Here is a 17,666-nt window from a genome sequence, read left to right on the forward strand (position 1 = left end):
GCGTGGGGGCGCGCGCGCGCGGCGGCGGGGGGGGGGCGCGGCCGGGGGGGGGCGGGGGGCCCCCCCCCCCCCCCCCCCCCGGCCGCGGGGCCCCCCCCCCCCCCCCCGACTCTTTATACGTACTCGGAATGCGTACTCAGACTCACACGCTCTCGGGCAGCCGCCAGTCGATCGGCTCCTGCCCGAAGCCGGCCAGGGCCTCGTTCACCGCGGAGAACGGCTTGGAGCCGAAGAACAGCTTCGCGGACAGCGGCGAGGGATGCGCGCCCTGGACGATCGCGTGCCGCGAGGAGTCGATCAGCTTCGCCTTCTTCTTGGCGTGGGCGCCCCACAGGACGAACACCACCGGCTTCTCGCGCGCGGAGACGTCCTTGATGACGGCGTCGGTGAACTTCTCCCAGCCGCGGTCCTTGTGGGAGGCCGGCTCGTGCGCGCGCACGGTGAGCACCGTGTTGAGCAGCAGGACGCCCTGGTCGGCCCAGGCCTTCAGGTAGCCGTGCTTGACCGGCGGGATGCCCAGGTCGGTGTCCAGCTCCTTGTACATGTTCCGGAGCGAGGGCGGGATGCGGACGCCGGGGCGTACCGAGAAGCACATGCCGTGGGCCTGGCCGTCGTCGTGGTACGGGTCCTGGCCGATCAGCACCACCTTCACGTCCTGATACGGCGTCGCCTCCAGCGCCGCGAAGACCTCGTCCTCGGGCGGGAACACCTGGTGCTCGGCACGCTCGTTTTTAAGGAAAGCCTCCAGGTCGGCGAAGTACGGCTGCTCGGTCTCGGCAGCCAGCACCGGCGCCCAGGAGGCGGGGATGAGTTCACGCATGAGAAGAACCTATCCGCAGGCTGTGACACGTCTGAGCGGCGGCGAAAAACTTCTCCGAAAAAACTTCGCCCGGGATGTATCAGGGGCCGCGCAGGGTGCTCTTGTAAGTGAGCGGGTCGGGGGGCCCGCGGGCGTGGTCCAGTCGGTGTGTGTCTCTAGGGGGGACGCGCCGCCGGCCAGGCCGGGTGGAAAGGGTGGTGTGCCGTGACGCCGGGGGGTGGGTGCGGCACACCACCGCCGGCCAGGTGGGAGCACGTCAGGGAAGAAGAAAGAGGGGGACCCCACGGGGGATTCCGGGGTCGCACTGCTGGGGGGAAACACGGGGCCGCGGGGAAATCCGGGGACCTGGGGGGGAACACCAGGGGGATAGTAAGGCCGGCGGCGGCAGTCTGTGGGGGAATGCCACCGCCGGAGGGGGGACAGCAAGACCGGCGGTGGCAGTCCGTGGGGGAACGCCACCGCCAGGGGGGACCGGAGGCGGGACTGGGACGGGGGTCCAGTTCCGCCTGCGGCTATTGGCAGGGCAGCATAGGTGCTGATTACGCTGTTTACAGGGAGGGCACAATGACGGACCACGCAGCGCGGATGGCTCGGATACTGGAGACGCACCCGGATGTCGTCCACGTCGGCGGCACCACTGAGGCGTTGATCAAGCGCGACGAGCTGCTCATGCTCGGCGCGCACGCGGACGCCGTCCACGAGCAGGCGCGGCAGTGGGTCGACACCCGCGAGGACTTCGCCGAGCTGGGTGTCACCCGGCTGCGGCTGCGGTCCGGCGCCGGGGTGGACGCCGCCGACCTGACCCACACGCTGCGGGGCGGGGCCGGCGCGCACCGTCGGACGAGTGTGACGCCCAACCATGTGATGCAGGGCAGCCCGGACTGGTCCGGCGGCCCGTTCGACGACCCGACCCCGACGGACGACCTGGCCGCCCCGGTCGGCGAGGACGGCACCCGGCGCGTCACCGTCGGCATCCTGGACACCGGCATCGACCCGCATCCGTGGTTCGCCGAGACCGGCTGGTACCAGGCCTGCACGGCCGCGGACCACGAGGCCCTGAACCCGGCGGCGGAGCACGACATGGAGTCCGACTCCGGCCACGGCACCTTCATCGCCGGCGTCATCCTGCAGCACGCCCCGGGCACCTATCTGCGGGTGGAGCGGGTCCTGGGCGCCGACGGCGTCACCGACGAGCTGGAGGTGCTCCGCGGACTGGCGCGGATCCACGCCCGGGCCGCCGCCGACGCCGACCGCCTGGACGTCCTGAACCTGTCGCTGGGCTGCTTCACCTTCGACGACCGGCCCTCGCCGGTGCTCGCCGACGCCTTCGCACGCATCGCCCGGCACTCGGTCGTGGTGGCCGCCGCGGGGAACCACTCGTCGGACCGTCCGTACTGGCCGGCCGCGCTGAAGGACGTCGTCGCCGTCGCCGCGCTCGGCGAGGCGGACGCCGCGGGGGACTACGAACGCGCCGGCTTCTCCAACTACGGCTGGTGGGTGGACGCCGCGGCGCCCGGCGAGAAGATCGCCAGCAGCTTCCTGACCCACGGCTGGGAGAACGGGGACGAATTCCACGGCTACGCGAAGTGGAGCGGCACCAGCTTCGCCGCACCCTTCGTCGCCGGTAAGATCGCCGCTTTGATGTCCGCCAAGGACATGACCGCGCGCGACGCCATCAACGAGTTGCTCGCCTCGGCCGGTACCCGGATCCCCGACCTCGGGGCAGTGGTTTCGTCGGCGGGCCGCTGACGGGTCCGCCCGTGACGTCCGCCCCAGACGAGTGAGAAGGCACACATGGACCGCTCCCCCGCGCTGCTGCTGAAAGCGGCGGCGGCCGGCGACACCGAGGCGTGGAACCAGATCGTCGACGACTACAGCCGGCTGGTGTGGTCGGTGGCCAGAGGCTTCCGGCTCTCGGCGGCCGACGCCGCCGACGTCAGCCAGACCACCTGGCTGCGCCTGGTGGAGAACCTCGAGCGGATCCAGAACCCGGACCAGCTCGCGGGGTGGCTGGCCACGACGACGCGCCGGGAGGCGCTGCGCCTGCTCCGCAAGGCGCAGCGCGAGGTCCCCGACTCGGAGGAGGCCGAGGCGAACGTCTCCTTCTTCGGCGACTCCGAGGACGACGGCGACCCGGAGACCGCCCTGGTCGCCGAGCAGGATCGCAGTGATCTGTGGCAGGCCTTCGCCACGCTCTCCGAGCGCTGCCGGAACCTGCTGCGGGTGGTCGCGGTGACGCCGCTGGAGAGCTACACGGCCGTCGCCGAGGCCTTGGGCATGCGGGTGGGGTCGATCGGGCCGACCCGCTCGCGCTGCCTGGAGCACCTCAAACGGGCCTTGAAGGCTCTGAGCACCGTGCCGGGGACGACCGGGCCATGAGCAGCAGCACCACCGCGACACCGTCCGATCCATCAGTAGTCGAGCACGCTATGAAGGACCTGATCCAGGGGGAACGATGCCGAAGTTGACGAACGGGGCCTCAGCGGAGGACATCGGACTCCTGTCCGCCCTCGGTGAGATGTTCGACGAGGTCGATCCGGTGCCGCAGGAAGTGGTACGGGCCGGCTACGCCGCCTTCACCTGGCGCACCATCGACGCCGAACTGGCCGAACTCGCCGAGGACTCGATGCTGGCCGGAGCCGGCACCACCCGCGGCACCGACACCAGGCTGCTGACCTTCGAGGCGCCCAGCGTCTCGGTGGTCGTGGAGGTCACCGAGATCGGGGACCGGCGCAAACTCGTCGGGCAGTTGATCCCGGCGTGTTCGGCGACGCTGCGGATCGAGCACCCGGCGGGGGCCACGACCGTCGCGGTCGACGAGCAAGGCCTGTTCAGTGCCGAGTCCCTGCCGGCGGGACCGGCGCGGGTCGCGCTGAGCGTGCCCGGCGGGGGCGCAGTGGTCACCAGTTGGGTGACCGTCTAAAGACCCGGTGCGCGACCGCGCTTCCCCCGCGGCCGCCGCCGTGATCGCCGCCGCGCCGGGCGCGGCGGCGATAAAGCCTGTCGGGTGTGAGAAATCGGCCCACATTTGAGACAGTGTCCGCATGCCATCTTCCGCCGCCGACCGGCTGACGCGTGCTCTGGAAGCTCTGGACTCGGTGTTCGCCCAGCCGGCGACGGCCCGCGAGGCCGCTCAGGCCGTCCTGGACGAGGACGACGACGACGAGGCCGCCGCCATAGCCTGGCGCGCGGTCGGCCTGGCGAGCCGGGAGAGCGGCGATCTCGCGCGCGCGGCACGGACCACGAGACGCGCCATCTCGGTGGCTGAGAAGGCCGGGGTGCCCTACCGGGCCGCGCAGGCCCGCATGACGCTGGTGGTCATCCTCGCCGACCGGGGGAACACCGACGGCGCCCTGGCCGAGGCGGCGCTGGCGGACAGCGTGCTGACCGGCGTCGACCGCGCGCGGCTGCGGGTCAACCTGGGCCTGGTGCTGGGCCGGACCGGCCGCACCGCCGAGGCGCTGGCCGCCTTCGACAGCAGCCAGCCGGTGCTGCGGGCCGACGGTGACACGCAGTGGGAGGCGCTGCTGGTCAACATGCGCGGCATCATCCACGCCATGCAGGGCCGCTACCGCGAGGCCGCCGCGGACCTGCTGCGCGGCGAGGAGCTCACCACCGACAACGGCTACCACCTGCTGCACGCGATCATCCAGCTGAACCTCGGCTGGGTCGCCCGGCTCACCGGCGACGTCCCGGGGGCGCTGACCCGCCTGGACCGGGCCGCCGCGCTGTACGCCGAGCACGGCAAGGGCGGGACCAATCTGGCGGTCGACCGCGCCGACATCCTGCTGGCGGCGGGCTTGGCCGCGGAGGCCCGCGCCATCATCGCCGGTTCCATCGCGGAGCAGGAGGCCACCGGATACCGCTACAACCTCGCCGAGTTCCACCTCTACGCCGCCCGGGCCGCCCTGGCCGACAACGATCCCCCGGCCGCCGCGGCCGCGGCGCGCCGGGCCCGCAGCATGTTCGGGCGGCAGCGTCGCGGAACGTGGGCGGACCTGGCCCGGCACGTCGAGGTGGCGGCCCGGTTCGCCAGCGGCGAGCGCGGCCCGGCCCTGTTGCGGGTGGCGGTCGAAGTGGGCGACAGGATGGCCGCCGCCAAGTGGTCGGTCCCGCCGCTGGAGGCGCGGCTGCTGGCCGGGCGGATCGCGGTCGGGATCGGGCAGCGCGAGCAGGCCCTGTCACTGTTCGAACAGGTCGCCGGACACCGGAACCGCGGAGTGGCCGAGGTCAGGGTTCTGGCCTGGCACGCGCAGGCGCTGCACGCGCTCACCGCGAACCGCGCCTCGGCCGCCGAACGCGCCCTGCACGCGGGGCTGCGCGTCCACGCCGAGAACAACGCCGTCCTGGGCGCCACCGACCTTCGGGCGCACGCGGCGGCGCGTGGTGAAGAACTGGCGAAACTGGGCTTGCAACTGGCTTTGAAGCGCGGGGACGCGCGGGCGGTGCTGCGCTGGGCCGAGACCTGGCGCGCGGCGTCGCTGCGGCGCCGTCCGGTGCGGCCGCCGGACGACGAGCAGTTGGCCGCCGACCTGGCGGAGCTGCGGCGGGTGGTGGCGGACCTGGCGACGGTGGAGGCGCCGACGACCCTGGGGTCTTCGCGCTCTGAGGTGTCGCGGCTGAACGCCGAGCGGCTGCGGCTGGAGGCGGCGATCCGCGACCGGTCGCGGTACGCGCGCGGCACCTACGCGCCGGAACCGCCGTTCTCCCCCGCCGCGCTGGCCGGCGCGCTCGGGGAGCGGGTGCTGGTGGAGTTCGTGCGGCTGGACGACGACCTGCACGCGGTGACGGTGCGGGACGGGATCGTGCGGCGGCACCGGCTGGGGTCGTACGCGGCGGTGCTGAAGCAGCTGGACGTGGTGCGGTTCACGATGAACCGGATGTCGCGGCGGTTCGGGTCGGCGGCGATGCAGGTGGCCGCGGTGCAGGCCTACGACCACAGCCGGCAGGTGCTGGACGGCCTGCTGTTCGGGCCGGTGCGGCGGGCGCTGGACGGGCCGGGGCTGGTCGCGGACCGGCCGCTGATCGTGGTGCCGACCGGGTCGCTGCACGCGCTGCCGTGGACGGCGCTGCCGACGTGTGCGGGGCGGGCGGTGAGTGTGACGCCTTCGGCGCGACTGTGGCTGGCCGCGGCGAATGCTGCGGGGGCGGGGGCGGGTGGCGCCGCCGGTGCGGGCGCCGGAGCCGGTGCTGCTGCGGGTGCCGGAGCCGGAGCCGCCGCCGGGGCCGCTGCGGGTGCCGTAGCCGGTGCTGCCGCCGGTCCCGTCGCCACGGTCGGCCCCGCCGGCTCCGGCACCATCGCGACCTCGGCGACCGGCCTGGGCACCGTCCTGATGGCCGGCCCGGGCCTGGACCACGCCGAACCGGAGATCGCCGCGCTCGCGGCCCGCTACCCGGACGCGGTCGTCCTGTCCGGAGCCGCGGCCACCGCCACCGCCGCCGCCCGCGCCCTGGACGGCGCCTCGCTGGCGCACGTCGCCACCCACGGCCGGTTCCGCGCCGACCACCCGCTCTTCTCCAGCCTGGACGCCCACGACGGCCCGCTGTACGTCTACGACCTCGAACGCCTCGGCTCGACCCCGCAGACACTGGTCCTGTCAGCGTGCGAATCGGCCCTGTCCGGCGTCCGCCCCGGCGACGAACTGATGGGCCTGGCCTCCGCGGTCTTCGCCCTCGGCACCCGCACCCTGATCGCCAGCGTCACCCCGGTCGACGACTCCGACACCCGCACCCTCATGCTCGCCCTGCACGCCGCCCTGGCATCCGGCCGCCCACCGGCGGCAGCACTGGCCGAGGCGTCAGCGGCGACGGGGATCGGCGGGTTCGTGTGCTTCGGGTTCGGCGGCTGAGCGGCGGGCCCCCACAACAAAGCGCGGGCGCCGCCGGCCACCGCCGACAGCACCCGCGCTTGAAAATCCTCGCGGACTCCTCAGACCGAGCAGCCCCGCAGACCGGGGAAACCCCTCAGTCGATCCGCACGCTCCCGGCCGCGCAGCGGAAGTGCACCGCGAGCACGCCGGGCTCCTCGGCGTCGATCCAGTCGACCTTCACTTCCTCGAGGGGGTCGTGGTCCGGGGAGCCGCCGATCCAGGACAGGACCTGGGTGCGGTCGCCGCTGATCTCCAGGCGTTCGAAGGCCGGGATGCCGTTCACCGCGCCGGCGCCGGGGCGCTGGTCGGCGGCGATCTCCCAGGCCAGGAAGTAGGGCAGCTGCGGGTCGGCCATCAGGTCGAGGACGCCGAGCTGCTTCCAGCGCAGGTCGAAGCCGTCGGGGCGGACCCGGTGGCCTTCGGCGGCCGGACGGCCCAGGCGCTGCTCCCACGGGGTGATGTCGTCGACGCCCACCACCCAGCCGAGCCAGCCGCCGCCCTCGTCGGCGCGGGCCTTGACGGCCTTGCCGAACGGTGCGGAGTCGGTGGCGGGGTGGTCCAGCGGGGCCACGACCTCCACGTAGGAGCCGCCTGCCAGGGGCAGCACGAAGTTGCGGGTGCCGAAGCGCGGGTGGACGCCGCCGTCGCGGAACGTCGCGCCGAGCAGCGTTCCGAGCCGGTTCACCGTGGAGCCGAGCTCGGAGTTGGACACAGCATAAGAAACGTGATCGAGACGCACGGTTCATACTCTGCCCTGCGGATGCCCCAATAACCCAATCGGGGCCGTCCGGGTGCCCCTTACCCGGGATTCCGGTACGTTCCGCGCACGCGTCATCACCGGTGGCGACGAATGGTCACACTATTGGCGTTTTCGGACGGCTTAATTGGCACGTCCGCGCGGTCTCGTCGCCGCCTGATGGCCGCCTGATCGCCGCCTGACCGCCGCCTCATCGCCGCTTCCAGACCGCCTCGCGCTTCTCGGCGAACGCGCGCGGCCCCTCCTTGGCGTCCTCGGTGGCGAACACCGGCCAGCCGATCTCGAACTCCCGGGCCAGCCCGTCGGCCTCGCTCATCCCGGAGGTCTCCTTCACCGAGCGCTTCACCGCCTCCACCGACAGCGGCGCGGCGGCGTTGACCAGCGCGGCGATCTCCAGCGCCTTGTCCAGCGCCTTGCCGTCGTCCACGACGTGCCCGACCAGCCCGATGTCCCGCGCCTCGGCGGCGGTGTACGGGCGGCCGGTCAGCAGCATCTCCATGGCGTGGCTGTAGGGGATCTGCCGCGGCAGCCGCACTGTGGAGCCGGCGACCGGGAACAGGCCGCGCCGCACCTCGAACAGCCCGAAGGTGGCCGAGGACGCCGCGACCCGGATGTCGCAGGCCTGGATCAGCTCGGTCCCGCCGGCCACCGCGTAGCCCTCGACCGCGCCGATCAGCGGCTTGCGCGGGCTGTAGTGCCGCAGCAGGGCCTTCCAGTGCAGGTCGGGGTCGGCTTTGAGGCGGTCGGCGTAGACGGAGCCCTGCGCCATGTTCATCGCCTTCAGGTCCATCCCGGCGCAGAACGCTCCCCCGGCGCCGGTGAGCACGATGGAGCGGACGTCGTCGTCGGCGTCCGCCTCCACCCACGCGTCGGCCATGCCGACCAGCATCGGGAGCGAGAGCGCGTTCTTGGCCTCGGGCCGGTTCATGGTGACGACCAGGGTGTGGCCGTCGCGCTCGACGGTGCAGTGCTCGGTGCCGGCCATGGTGTCCGTGTCCCCTCGTCGCCGGGTGCTCGGTGTGCTCAGCGTGCTCAGTGTGCTCGGTGCGTAGCACGAAACTGAAACACGTTCTACCAACAGGCGCGGCAGAGGACAAGGGCCGCGGGACGCGCGCGGCGTGGCGACGCCGAGCTCAGCCAGGCGGTGCCGACCCCAGCCGCGCGACCGCGGCGGCCCGCAGCTCCTCGGACTCCAGCGGATCCGTCGACAGCCGCCCGATCAGGACCCGATTACGCTTGGTGAGCGGCGCGTGTTCCACGCCGTGCAGCCGCACCTGCGACTCGCAGTCGAGCAGGGCGTCGCCGAGGAACCAGCCCGAGTCGTAGGGGTTCAGGGCCACGATGGCCTTCAGGTAGTCGATGCGTTCGGAGGAGTGCGGCGAGTTCCGCCACAGCCAGCTGACACGCCGGTCGCCGACGGCGGCCGCGGGCAGCCCGATGCGGGCGAAGGCGTCGGTGAACACCGACAGGCCGCACCAGTCGTGCCGGCGGACCCGCTGGTCGAAGCGGGCCAGCAGAACGGGGAGATCCGTCTCGTCGCCGTGGTGGCTCAGCACGGAGGTCCCGATGAAGGCCAGCGGGTGGTGGTCCATGTCGACGACCCAGCGTCGGGCGTGGTCGAGGGCCGCGGCGCCGAGCAGACGCACCGCTCGGGGAAGCCCGGACATGGGACGCGGCGGGTCGCCGTGGACCAGCTCCTCGGCCAGGTCGAGCAGCGCCGGGTCCGGGTCGCGCCGCGCCAGTTCGAACAGGACCGGGCGTTTGGCGTCGTTGGCGGTGCCAGGGGCGGCGGGGGCGCGCAGGAGGGCGAACAGCTCGTCGTGGGGCGTGTCGCGGTAGGGGCGTTCGCGCTTCATCTGAATGCGCTTGACGACTTCATCGGCGTCCTCGGCCTCTGATTCGCCCGATACGGCGTCGGCGTCGGCGTCGCCCAGCAGACGGAGCACCTGGGCCGCGAGGTCGGACCCGCAGTCGGCGACGGGGTCCAGCGGCAGGCGGAGGTCGCGCACGAGCCGGGCGAGGTAGATCTCGCGCTCGTCGATCGTGGTCATGTAGCGGTGGTCGCGCGCCAGGCACGCATAGATCAGCGCCGGCGCCTCCGGATCGGTCATCGCCCGATAGGCACCTTGGCCCCGGCCGCGCTGGAGCATTCCTTCCAGCGATCCCGGTCTGGCGTAGGACCAGTCGTCGTCTGCGGTTTCGGTTTGTTCGTCAGCTGTCATCGCGCCGAGTGTCGCTCGCCGCCGCCGTCCAGACCACCGGATTTCGATACCGTGCTCCCATGAAAGGTCACGATCTCCTCGTCGACGCCTTCGGGCGGGTCAACGAATGCGTCCACGCCGCCGTCGACGGCCTGAGCCTGGACCAGCTGCACCGGCGCCTGGACGACGACGCGAATCCGGTCGGCTGGCTGGTCTGGCACCTGACGCGGGTGCAGGACGACCACGTCGCCGACGTCGCCGGGTTCGAGCAGGTGTGGACGGCGCAGGGTTTCGACGCGAAGTTCGGCACCCCGTACCCGGTGGCGGCCGTCGGCTACGGGCAGTCCTCGCGCGAGGTCGGCAAGCTGAACGTGCCGTCGGTGGAGGTGCTCACCGAGTACCACGACGCCGTGCACGCCGCGACCGTCGCCTATGTCAGCGGCCTGGCGGACGACGACTTCGACCGGGTCGTCGACACCCGGTGGGACCCGCCGGTGACGCTGGGCGTGCGGCTGATCAGCGTCGTGTCCGACACGCTGCAGCATGCCGGGCAGGCGGCCTACGTGCGCGGGATCCTGCTGCGCGAGGCGTAGGCGGCCAGCCCGACACAGCGTGCTTACTGTACTTACTGGCGCTCGGCCAGCTGCTCGGCGTACAGGGACACCGGCGCGACCGGTGTCCCGGCCGACACTGTCACCGCCGGGAACCCGGGCACCAGCGGCGCCGAGGCCTTGCCGAGCGCGCCGAAGTCCCAGTTGTACGACGTCGGCGGGCTCTGGAAGGCGTAGGTCCCGGTGTCGGTGTTCCACGCGACCTGCGTCGCGCCGGCCCAGCCCTGGCCGCTGCCCTCGTTGTTACGGTCGATCAGCGACAGCTCGGTCGGCGACGTGCCGCCGTTGCCGTCGCGCATCACCAGGTGGTCGTAGAGCGTCCCGGAGGCCCAGCGCTGGTGCGGGCCGGCGTCGAAGCGCTTGCCGCCGACGTCGGTCGCGGTGCAGTCGCTGAAGACGTTCGGGCCGGCGGTCAGCGCCTGCGTGGCCCAGGCGTGCAGGTTGCTGCCGGAGACCTGGCAGCGCAGGACCAGGGACTGCTGGCCGGCGAGTGTGTAGGCGACCGGCTGGGCGTGGATGTCCTGCGGGATCGCCTTCTCCATGCCGAGCGCGGAGGTGTCCTCGATGGTGACGCGCTTGGCGCTCTCACCGACGTCACCCATGCCGGAGCCGAAGTCGTCGGCGACGATGTCGCGGGCCCAGCCGCCGTCGACCGCGCCGAAGGAGGCGAAGGCGGACTGGAAGTAGCCCTGGGTCGCGTAGTTCGGGGCGGTGGTGAAGGCGAGGCCGTCGGCGGAGAGGTGTTCGACGCCGACGTTCGTGATGCGGCCCGGGAAGGTGTAGGGCCAGAGCACGGCGTGCGTGTACTGCTTCTCCAGGGCGTTCGTCAGCGGGATGTCGATCGTGACCGTGTTCGTACTGGCGGAGATGGCGGTGATGGTGCGCTCGAACTGCAGGCCGGTGTCGGGCTTCCACTGGACAGTGCCGCCGCTGGAGCGCTGCGGGATCTTGTCCATGCCGATGGCATGGATCCAGTTCTGCTCCTGCGGGCGCTGCACGACCACGTTTTGGCCGACCTTCAGGCCGGCGGTACTGGCGACGTGGAAGGTGGTGGCACCGATCGGGACATAGGCGTCGGTGACGGCGACCTTGGGACCTGCGGCCTGGCGCTGGCCGGTGCCGGCGAGGGTGACGACGGCGCGCGGGGCGCCGGTGGCGACGAGGCGGGTGCCGGAGGGGCCCGAGCCGGAGCCGCGCAGGACGACGCCGGAGGCGCTGATGGTGAGGGCGCCGGCGAGGCGGAAGGTGCCGGGGGCCAGGAGGACGGCGCCGCGCAGGCCGTCGGGGGCCAGGGGCAGGGCGCCGACCTTGGCGAGGGCGGCTTGGATGCGGGCGGTGTCGTCGCCGGTGGGGTCGGGTTGGAGGGTGACGGCGACCGGGGCGGTGGGGAGCGGGGACTTGCCGTTGGCGTAGCCGGCGTAGGAGAAGTCCGGGATGCGGTTGCCCTGGGAGTCGGAGCCGTAGGTCAGGTGGTTGCCGGCGAAGGTGATCCAGGCGGTGGAGGCCGAGTTGGCCGCGGCCTCGGCCGGGGCCGAAGTGGACGGCGCGGCGGCGGAGGTGGACGCGGCGGCCGCGGGCTGGACCGTGACCCGCGACGAGGTGTCGGCTGCGGCGTTCCGGCCCGGTTGGCAGGCGGTGGCGGCCAGCAGGACGACAGGCAGGGCGCTGAGGGTGCGCAGAGCTCGACGATTCACCGCAGCAGGCTGACATGGGGCGTGTAGGAATCGAGTAAAGAAGGTTTATCCCATTGCGCGGGGCCCGGTCGCGAGTAGGTTCCGCAGCGACGGCCACTCCCCCTGTTCTCCGGAGGCGCATCGTGACAGAGCATGGATCTCCTCGTTCGGGCCCGACCCGGCGGCAGGCCCTTTCCGGCGCGGCGGTCGTGGGGGCCGCCGCCACGTTCGCTGCCGCCCCGGCGTCCGCGGCGGCGTCCGCGGATGCCGCCTCAGCGCACGGCATCGGGACGACGCCGATCGGCATCGGGCGTCAGAAGCCGAGCCGGGAGCTGCGCGAGCTGCTGGCGCAGGTCGATCCGGCGCGGCTGAAGGCGACGGTGCTGAAGCTGACGACGTTCGGGACCCGGCACACGCTGTCCAGCCAGACGGATCCGGCGCGCGGGATCGGCGCGGCCACCGACTGGGTCGCGGCGCAGCTGGAGGCGATCGCGGCGACGTCCGGCGGGCGGATGACCGTGGCGCGGCAGAGCTTCGTGCAGCCGGTGTCCTCGCGGATCCCGGTGCCGACGACGATCACGAACGTGATCGCGACGTTGCAGGGCACCGCTGCGACGGAGCGGGTGTACGTGGTCACCGGGCACCTGGACTCGCGGGTCACCGACGTCATGAACTTCACCAGCGACGCGCCCGGGGCCGACGACGACGCCTCGGGCGTGGCGGCGGTGCTGGAGATGGCGCGGCTGTTCGCCACCCGCAGCTTCGCCGGGACGCTGGTGTTCGCCACGGTCGCCGGGGAGGAGCAGGGACTTTACGGCTCGGCGTACATGGCGGCGCAGATGAAGGCGTCCGGGGCGGACGTGCAGGGGATGTTCAGCAACGACATCGTCGGTGCCAGCAGCGCCTGGGACGGCACGGCGCCGGAGCCGCACACGGTGCGGCTGTTCGTCGAGGGCGTGCCGACGTCGGAGACCCCGGCGCAGGCCGCGGTGCTCCAGGAGGTCGGCGGCGAGAACGACGGGCCCTCGCGGCAGCTGGCGCGCTTCGCGCAGGACGTGGCGGTGAACGAGGCGACGGACATGGACATCCGCGTGGTCTGGCGCCGAGACCGCTACCTGCGCGGGAGCGACCACATCTCGTTCCTGCAGCAGGCGTACCCGGCGGGGCGGTTCACCGAGCCGCGCGAGAACTTCAACCACGAACACCAGGACACCCGCGTCGCCGACGGCGTGCAGTACGGCGACCTGGCGGAGTTCTGCGACTTCGACTACCTGGCGCGCGTGACGCGGGTGAACGCGGCGACGCTGTGGTCCCTGGCCGCCGGGCCCGGCACGCCGAAGGGCGTGACGATCCTGACCACGCCCCCGCCGAACTTCAGCGGGACCAACGCCACGACGCTGACCTGGACCCGCGGCGACGACGCGGGGCTGACGGGCTACGAGGTGGTGCTGCGGGAGACCACGGCGGCGGTGTGGACCGAGGCGCTGGCGGTCGGGGACGTGACGACGGTGACGCTGCCGATCGCGAAGGACAACGTGCAGTTCGGGGTGCGGGCGGTGGGGGCGGGCGGGTTGCGGAGTCCGGTGGCTTTCCCGGTTGTGGGGTAGGCGGCGCGGGCACGGCGGTTCGGCGGCCATCCAGCTGCCTCCCGCACCGGCGCGCATGTCGGTGCGCGGGGGTAGCGTCGGGGGTGATGACCTCGGTGTATGCGGAGCAGCGGGCACGGTTTGCGCCGGGCCGTTTTGTGGCGTGCACGTGGACGCAGGTGGCTGTCGGGGCCGGTGCGCATCGGCAGGTGGTCGTGCCTGACGGCTGCACTGACCTGATCTGGCATGAGGGGACGTTGCGGCTCGTCGGGCCGGATCGGGGGCCGTGGGTCGAGGAGTTGGCGGCGGGGTCGGCGTTCGCGGGGGTGCGGTTGCGGCCTGGGGCGGCGCGGCTGGTGGTGGGGCGGATGCCGGTTGACGAGGTGCGGGATGTGCAGGTGCCGTTGGAGTTGGTGGCCTCGGATGTCGCGGCGTTGAAGGAGTTGGCGGCTGCGGCCGATTCGCCGGAGGCCGTGGCGGGGGTGCTGGAGAGGTACGTGGGTGCGCTCGCGGCGCGTTATGAGCCCGACGCGGCGGTCGAGCAGGTGGTCAGGCTGTTCAAGCGCACTTCACCCGTGAGGTGCGGCGGCTGGCTGGGATGACGCCGACCGAATTGCTCGGGTCGGGCGAGTAGGGCTAGCCCCATTTCCCGCACCGCGGTGGCTCCGCAGAATTGATCACGTCGCAAAGCCCTGCTGCTCTGCGTTCTGCGTCACCCAACCGATCTTCTACGGGGAGCCATCGTGAACCCTCTCGTCCGCCGCGCCGCGGTCCTCGCCATCGCCTGCTCGACGCTCGCCGGCCTCACCGCCGTGTCCGGCGCAGCCGCCTCGGCAGCGAGCGCGGCGCCCGCCTTCCCGCCGCTGAACCCCGCCGCGCTCCAAGCCGCGATCCAGACCCGGCCCGGCGACGACGCCGCCGGCGACATCGTCCGCGTCGGGGAGCCGGGCGTGCTGTGGACGGGATCCACCGTCGACGCCGAGACCGGTCGGCAGATCCCGCCGGACGCGCACTTCCACGCCGGGAGCATCGCCAAGACGTTCGAGACCGTCGTGATCCTGCAGCTCGCCGCGGAGGGCCGTATCGACCTCGACCAGACCATTCAGCACTACATGCCCGGCCTGCTGCCCCACAAATTCGCGCCGATCACCGTCCGCCAGCTCATCAACTTCACCAGCGGACTGCCGGACGTCGACGAGGGCGCGCCTCCGGTGAGCACCGACCAGGTCATCGCCACGCGCTACACCTACCGGACGTTCGACCAGATCATCCAGGAGACGCTGCGCCCCGCCGGCCGGCCGGGGCCCGGGCCGCACTTCGCGCCCGGCACCGAGCAGGAGTACAACTCGCTCGGCTTCCGGATCGGCGGCGCGCTCATCGAGCACGTCACCGGCCACTCCTACAAGCAGGAGCTCACCGCGCGCGTCCTGCGGCCCCTGCACCTGACGCAGACCTCCGTCCCCGAGGACGACCCGGTCATGCCGCGCCCCTACCTGCACGGCTACATGACCGACGACGAAGGCCGGCCGATCGACGTCAGCGAGCAGGGCGGCGACCCCTCGAACCTGATCTCCACCCCCGCCGACCTGGACCACTTCATCACCGCGCTGATGCAGGGCCGCCTGCTGCCGCCGGCGCAGCAGAACGAGCTGTTCGCGATCCCCACCGACAGCACCGGCCAGCCGCTGCCGTTCGTCAACGGCAGCTCCTGCCCGAAGGTGGCCTGCTTCGGCGCCGGGCTGATGTCCACGAAGCTGCCCAACGGCGTGGTCCTGTGGGGCAAGACCGGGCACGACGACGGCTACGCCAACGGCATGTTCGCCACCAGGGACCTGTCGATCCGCGCGGTGTACTCGGTGTCGAACCTCAGCGTGGACTTCTCCGCGCCGAGCCCGCTCAGCCAGCGCCTGATCGAAGCGGTCCTGACGCCGGCGAAGTAGAGGTAGAGGTAGAGGTAGAGGCGACACAAAGCAGCCCGCGAGCAGAGAAACGCCTCGCGGGTCTGCGCCTGCGCCCTACAACCGCCCGTAAGCCCGCAGCACCCGCAGCGCCTTCACCGTGACCCCCGGCCGCGCCTCCACCTCCGTGGTCGCCGACCACTTCGCCCAGGAGATCGGCCACCCGCCGTCCGAGTCCTGCGACGCCGCCAGGTGGTCCAGGCTCCGCTGCATCTCCTCGTCGCTGAACCAGGCCCGGGCGAGGCTGTCAGGGCTCGGCGCGTAGTCGTACGGCAGGTGGTACTCCCCCGGCGCGTAGCCCGGGGCGACCGGCGTGTCCTCCGGGTGCGCGGGGTCCAGCAGCACCATGCGCTGCTCGCGCAGCAGCTTGCCGAGCCGGTCGGCCTGCTCGCGGGCCCAGGCCCGGTCCGGCGCCGACGCCAGGAACATCAGCGCCGACTCCACTCCGTAAGGGTGCGTCTGCTCCATCGCCTCCACTCCCCGGCGCGCGAACTCCACCGCGCCGGGGATCCAGGGGTGCGTGACCCCGCTGCGCAGGACCGGGCCGAGGATCTGGCCGGTGGACAGGACGTCGGCGGCGGGCTCGGCGGCGACCGGGAGCCACGGCGGACGCGGGTACGCGCCCAGCGTCGGCAGCACCGCCGGCACGCCGCCCTCGGCGGTGGTGACCGTGCTCAGCCAGTCCAGCACCGGCGTCACCGACGCCGGGTCGAGCCGGCCGGCGTCCTCCAGGATCATCAGGGCCGTGGCTGCGGTCAGCGGCTGGGGCTCGGGCCCGCGGATGTCCGGTTCGAGTCCGTACGCGTAGGCACCGTCGGCGGTCCGGTACGCGGCGAGCGCCGCCGCCAAGCCGGAACCGTCCGGAGCCCGGCCGAAAAGGACTTCGAAGCGGCGTTGTTCGAGCACGCGGCCCGAGGTCCACAGGAAGGTCTCGGCGCGCTCGGTGATCTGGGCGGTCTGGTTCGCGGTCATGCAGCCGAAGCTACGCCGGGGCGCCCGGGGCGTCTTGAACGTTCCGGCCATGGTGCCGTACACCACAGCCGCCCCGCACGACAGGTGCAGGGTCCTGCTCTAAGGTCGGCTATGACGTAGCAGTGAACATGTTCGGAGTTTCGTAGGGAGCCATAGTCGTGAGTGCACCGCATATCGGTTACGCCGCCATGTTGGAGCAGTTCGGTCCGATCGAGGTCACGGAGTACTCGGCGCTGGCCGAGCAGCACGGCTTCACCGGGACCATGGCCGCCGACCACTTCCAGCCCTGGGTGCCGCAGCAGGGGAACGCCCCCTTCGTGTGGAACGTGCTGACCGCCATCGGCGAGCGCACCACCACCGACATGGGCCCCGGCGTGACGTGCCCCTCCTTCCGCATGCATCCGGCGATGGTGGCGCAGGCGTCGGCGACGCTGGAGGCGATGTACCCGGGGCGGCACTGGCTCGGGCTGGGGTCCGGGGAGGCCCTGAACGAGCACATCATCGGCGGGTACTGGCCCGAGGCGCCGACCCGGGTCGCGATGATGTTCGAGGCCATCGAAGTGATCAACAAGCTGTTCACCGGCAAGGACGTGAAGCACTCCGGCAAGTACTACACGCTGGAGACCACCCGGCTGTGGACGCTGCCGGCCGCGCCGCCGCCGATCTACATCGCCGCCGCCGGCCCCTACACCTCGCGCAAGACCGGTGAGCTGTGCGACGGCATCATCACCCCGGGCGCGGCGCACTCCAAGGTGGAGGGCGTGTTCCGGAACTTCGCCGAGGGCGCGCGCAAGGCCGGCAAGGACCCGGACACCATGCCGAAGATCCTGCAGCTGCACCTGTCGTGGGCGACGACCGACGAGGAGGCGCTGGCCAACGCCGTGACCGAGTGGCCCAACGGCGGGATGAAGTTCCCCAAGCAGGACATCCGCTCGCCGTTCGACTTCGAGCAGATGGCCAAGCTGGTGCGGCCGGAGGACTTCGAGGGCCGCATGGTCATCTCCTCCGACCCCGACGTGCACCGCGCCTCCATCCAGGCCTTCCTGGACCTCGGCGTGGACCGGATCTACCTGCACAACGTGGGCCGCAACCAGGCCGAGTGGATCGAGGTCTTCGGGCGCGAGGTGCTGCCGAAGCTGACCCGGTAGGCGCTGTTCGGATGGTGTGATGGTGGGCCGACTGGCCCGGATGGCTGACATCCGGACGGTCGGCCCGCGC

15 protein-coding genes are annotated in these 17,666 nt (G+C 72.2%); 9 read left to right on the top strand and 6 right to left on the bottom strand.

Annotation, left to right across the window (positions count from 1 at the left end):
- Window positions 1–142: 142 nt before the first annotated feature.
- Window positions 143–820, bottom strand: coding sequence for a uracil-DNA glycosylase (locus ABH920_RS33695; protein WP_370353284.1), 678 nt, complete (start codon window positions 818–820; stop codon window positions 143–145).
- A 564-nt stretch (window positions 821–1,384) separates the two neighbouring features.
- Here ABH920_RS33695 and ABH920_RS33700 point away from each other — a divergent pair.
- The 4 genes from ABH920_RS33700 to ABH920_RS33715 all read left to right on the top strand — a co-directional run bounded on the left by ABH920_RS33700 (window position 1,385) and on the right by ABH920_RS33715 (window position 6,669).
- Window positions 1,385–2,569, top strand: a complete 1,185-nt coding sequence (locus ABH920_RS33700; protein WP_370353285.1) for a S8 family serine peptidase — start codon at window positions 1,385–1,387, stop codon at window positions 2,567–2,569.
- A gap of 45 nt (window positions 2,570–2,614) precedes the next feature.
- Window positions 2,615–3,199: an RNA polymerase sigma factor gene (locus ABH920_RS33705; protein WP_370353286.1), complete on the top strand. Its 585-nt coding sequence runs from the start codon at window positions 2,615–2,617 to the stop codon at window positions 3,197–3,199.
- Between the two features lie 76 nt (window positions 3,200–3,275).
- Window positions 3,276–3,743 (top strand): hypothetical protein, encoded by a 468-nt coding sequence (locus ABH920_RS33710; RefSeq protein ID WP_370353287.1) that lies wholly within the window; start codon window positions 3,276–3,278, stop codon window positions 3,741–3,743.
- Window positions 3,744–3,864: 121 nt separating this feature from the next.
- On the top strand, window positions 3,865–6,669 hold the full coding sequence (locus tag ABH920_RS33715; protein WP_370353288.1) for a CHAT domain-containing protein: 2,805 nt from the start codon (window positions 3,865–3,867) through the stop codon (window positions 6,667–6,669).
- A gap of 115 nt (window positions 6,670–6,784) precedes the next feature.
- Here the strand turns inward: ABH920_RS33715 and ABH920_RS33720 are convergent, their stop codons facing one another.
- From ABH920_RS33720 to ABH920_RS33730, 3 genes are all read right to left on the bottom strand, one after another.
- Complete coding sequence (locus ABH920_RS33720) at window positions 6,785–7,429, bottom strand: VOC family protein (protein ID WP_370353289.1); 645 nt, start codon at window positions 7,427–7,429, stop codon at window positions 6,785–6,787.
- Between the two features lie 208 nt (window positions 7,430–7,637).
- The gene (locus ABH920_RS33725; RefSeq protein WP_370353290.1) at window positions 7,638–8,432 is read right to left on the bottom strand and encodes a crotonase/enoyl-CoA hydratase family protein; all 795 of its coding nucleotides are present in this window, start codon (window positions 8,430–8,432) and stop codon (window positions 7,638–7,640) included.
- A 148-nt stretch (window positions 8,433–8,580) separates the two neighbouring features.
- Window positions 8,581–9,669 (bottom strand): hypothetical protein, encoded by a 1,089-nt coding sequence (locus tag ABH920_RS33730; RefSeq protein WP_370353291.1) that lies wholly within the window; start codon window positions 9,667–9,669, stop codon window positions 8,581–8,583.
- Window positions 9,670–9,728: 59 nt separating this feature from the next.
- Between ABH920_RS33730 and ABH920_RS33735 the strand changes: the two genes are divergently transcribed.
- Window positions 9,729–10,241, top strand: a complete 513-nt coding sequence (locus tag ABH920_RS33735; RefSeq protein ID WP_370353292.1) for a DUF664 domain-containing protein — start codon at window positions 9,729–9,731, stop codon at window positions 10,239–10,241.
- Window positions 10,242–10,273: 32 nt separating this feature from the next.
- On the opposite strand, the gene ABH920_RS33740 is transcribed toward ABH920_RS33735, so the two are convergent.
- On the bottom strand, window positions 10,274–11,953 hold the full coding sequence (locus ABH920_RS33740; protein WP_370353293.1) for a hypothetical protein: 1,680 nt from the start codon (window positions 11,951–11,953) through the stop codon (window positions 10,274–10,276).
- A gap of 122 nt (window positions 11,954–12,075) precedes the next feature.
- Here ABH920_RS33740 and ABH920_RS33745 point away from each other — a divergent pair, with 122 nt between their 5' ends.
- The 3 genes from ABH920_RS33745 (at window position 12,076) to ABH920_RS33755 (ending at window position 15,458) form a co-directional block, all read left to right on the top strand.
- On the top strand, window positions 12,076–13,539 hold the full coding sequence (locus tag ABH920_RS33745; RefSeq protein ID WP_370353294.1) for a M20/M25/M40 family metallo-hydrolase: 1,464 nt from the start codon (window positions 12,076–12,078) through the stop codon (window positions 13,537–13,539).
- An 86-nt stretch (window positions 13,540–13,625) separates the two neighbouring features.
- The gene (locus tag ABH920_RS33750; protein WP_370353296.1) at window positions 13,626–14,120 is read left to right on the top strand and encodes a DUF6597 domain-containing transcriptional factor; all 495 of its coding nucleotides are present in this window, start codon (window positions 13,626–13,628) and stop codon (window positions 14,118–14,120) included.
- Between the two features lie 141 nt (window positions 14,121–14,261).
- Window positions 14,262–15,458: a serine hydrolase domain-containing protein gene (locus ABH920_RS33755; RefSeq protein WP_370353297.1), complete on the top strand. Its 1,197-nt coding sequence runs from the start codon at window positions 14,262–14,264 to the stop codon at window positions 15,456–15,458.
- A 75-nt stretch (window positions 15,459–15,533) separates the two neighbouring features.
- Here ABH920_RS33755 and ABH920_RS33760 read toward each other — a convergent pair whose 3' ends face one another.
- A complete protein-coding gene (locus ABH920_RS33760; RefSeq protein WP_370353298.1) occupies window positions 15,534–16,448 on the bottom strand; it encodes a hypothetical protein in 915 nt (304 codons plus the stop codon).
- A gap of 158 nt (window positions 16,449–16,606) precedes the next feature.
- On the opposite strand from ABH920_RS33760, the gene ABH920_RS33765 reads away from it, so the two are divergent.
- A complete protein-coding gene (locus ABH920_RS33765) occupies window positions 16,607–17,596 on the top strand; it encodes a TIGR03557 family F420-dependent LLM class oxidoreductase (protein WP_370353299.1) in 990 nt (329 codons plus the stop codon).
- The last annotated feature ends 70 nt before the right edge of the window (window positions 17,597–17,666 follow it).

Origin of the sequence: Catenulispora sp. EB89 (assembly GCF_041261445.1) — a bacterium.
Lineage (GTDB): Bacteria > Actinomycetota > Actinomycetes > Streptomycetales > Catenulisporaceae > Catenulispora.

Excerpts from the sequence above, each read along its gene's own strand:
- ABH920_RS33695 (WP_370353284.1), bottom strand. The coding sequence starts at position 820 with ATGCGTGAACTCATCCCCGCCTCCTGGGCGCCGGTGCTGGCTGCCGAG.
- ABH920_RS33700 (WP_370353285.1), top strand. The coding sequence starts at position 1,385 with ATGACGGACCACGCAGCGCGGATGGCTCGGATACTGGAGACGCACCCG.
- ABH920_RS33705 (WP_370353286.1), top strand. The coding sequence starts at position 2,615 with ATGGACCGCTCCCCCGCGCTGCTGCTGAAAGCGGCGGCGGCCGGCGAC.
- ABH920_RS33710 (WP_370353287.1), top strand. The coding sequence starts at position 3,276 with ATGCCGAAGTTGACGAACGGGGCCTCAGCGGAGGACATCGGACTCCTG.
- ABH920_RS33715 (WP_370353288.1), top strand. The coding sequence starts at position 3,865 with ATGCCATCTTCCGCCGCCGACCGGCTGACGCGTGCTCTGGAAGCTCTG.
- ABH920_RS33725 (WP_370353290.1), bottom strand. The coding sequence starts at position 8,432 with ATGGCCGGCACCGAGCACTGCACCGTCGAGCGCGACGGCCACACCCTG.
- ABH920_RS33730 (WP_370353291.1), bottom strand. The coding sequence starts at position 9,669 with ATGACAGCTGACGAACAAACCGAAACCGCAGACGACGACTGGTCCTAC.
- ABH920_RS33735 (WP_370353292.1), top strand. The coding sequence starts at position 9,729 with ATGAAAGGTCACGATCTCCTCGTCGACGCCTTCGGGCGGGTCAACGAA.
- ABH920_RS33750 (WP_370353296.1), top strand. The coding sequence starts at position 13,626 with ATGACCTCGGTGTATGCGGAGCAGCGGGCACGGTTTGCGCCGGGCCGT.
- ABH920_RS33760 (WP_370353298.1), bottom strand. The coding sequence starts at position 16,448 with ATGACCGCGAACCAGACCGCCCAGATCACCGAGCGCGCCGAGACCTTC.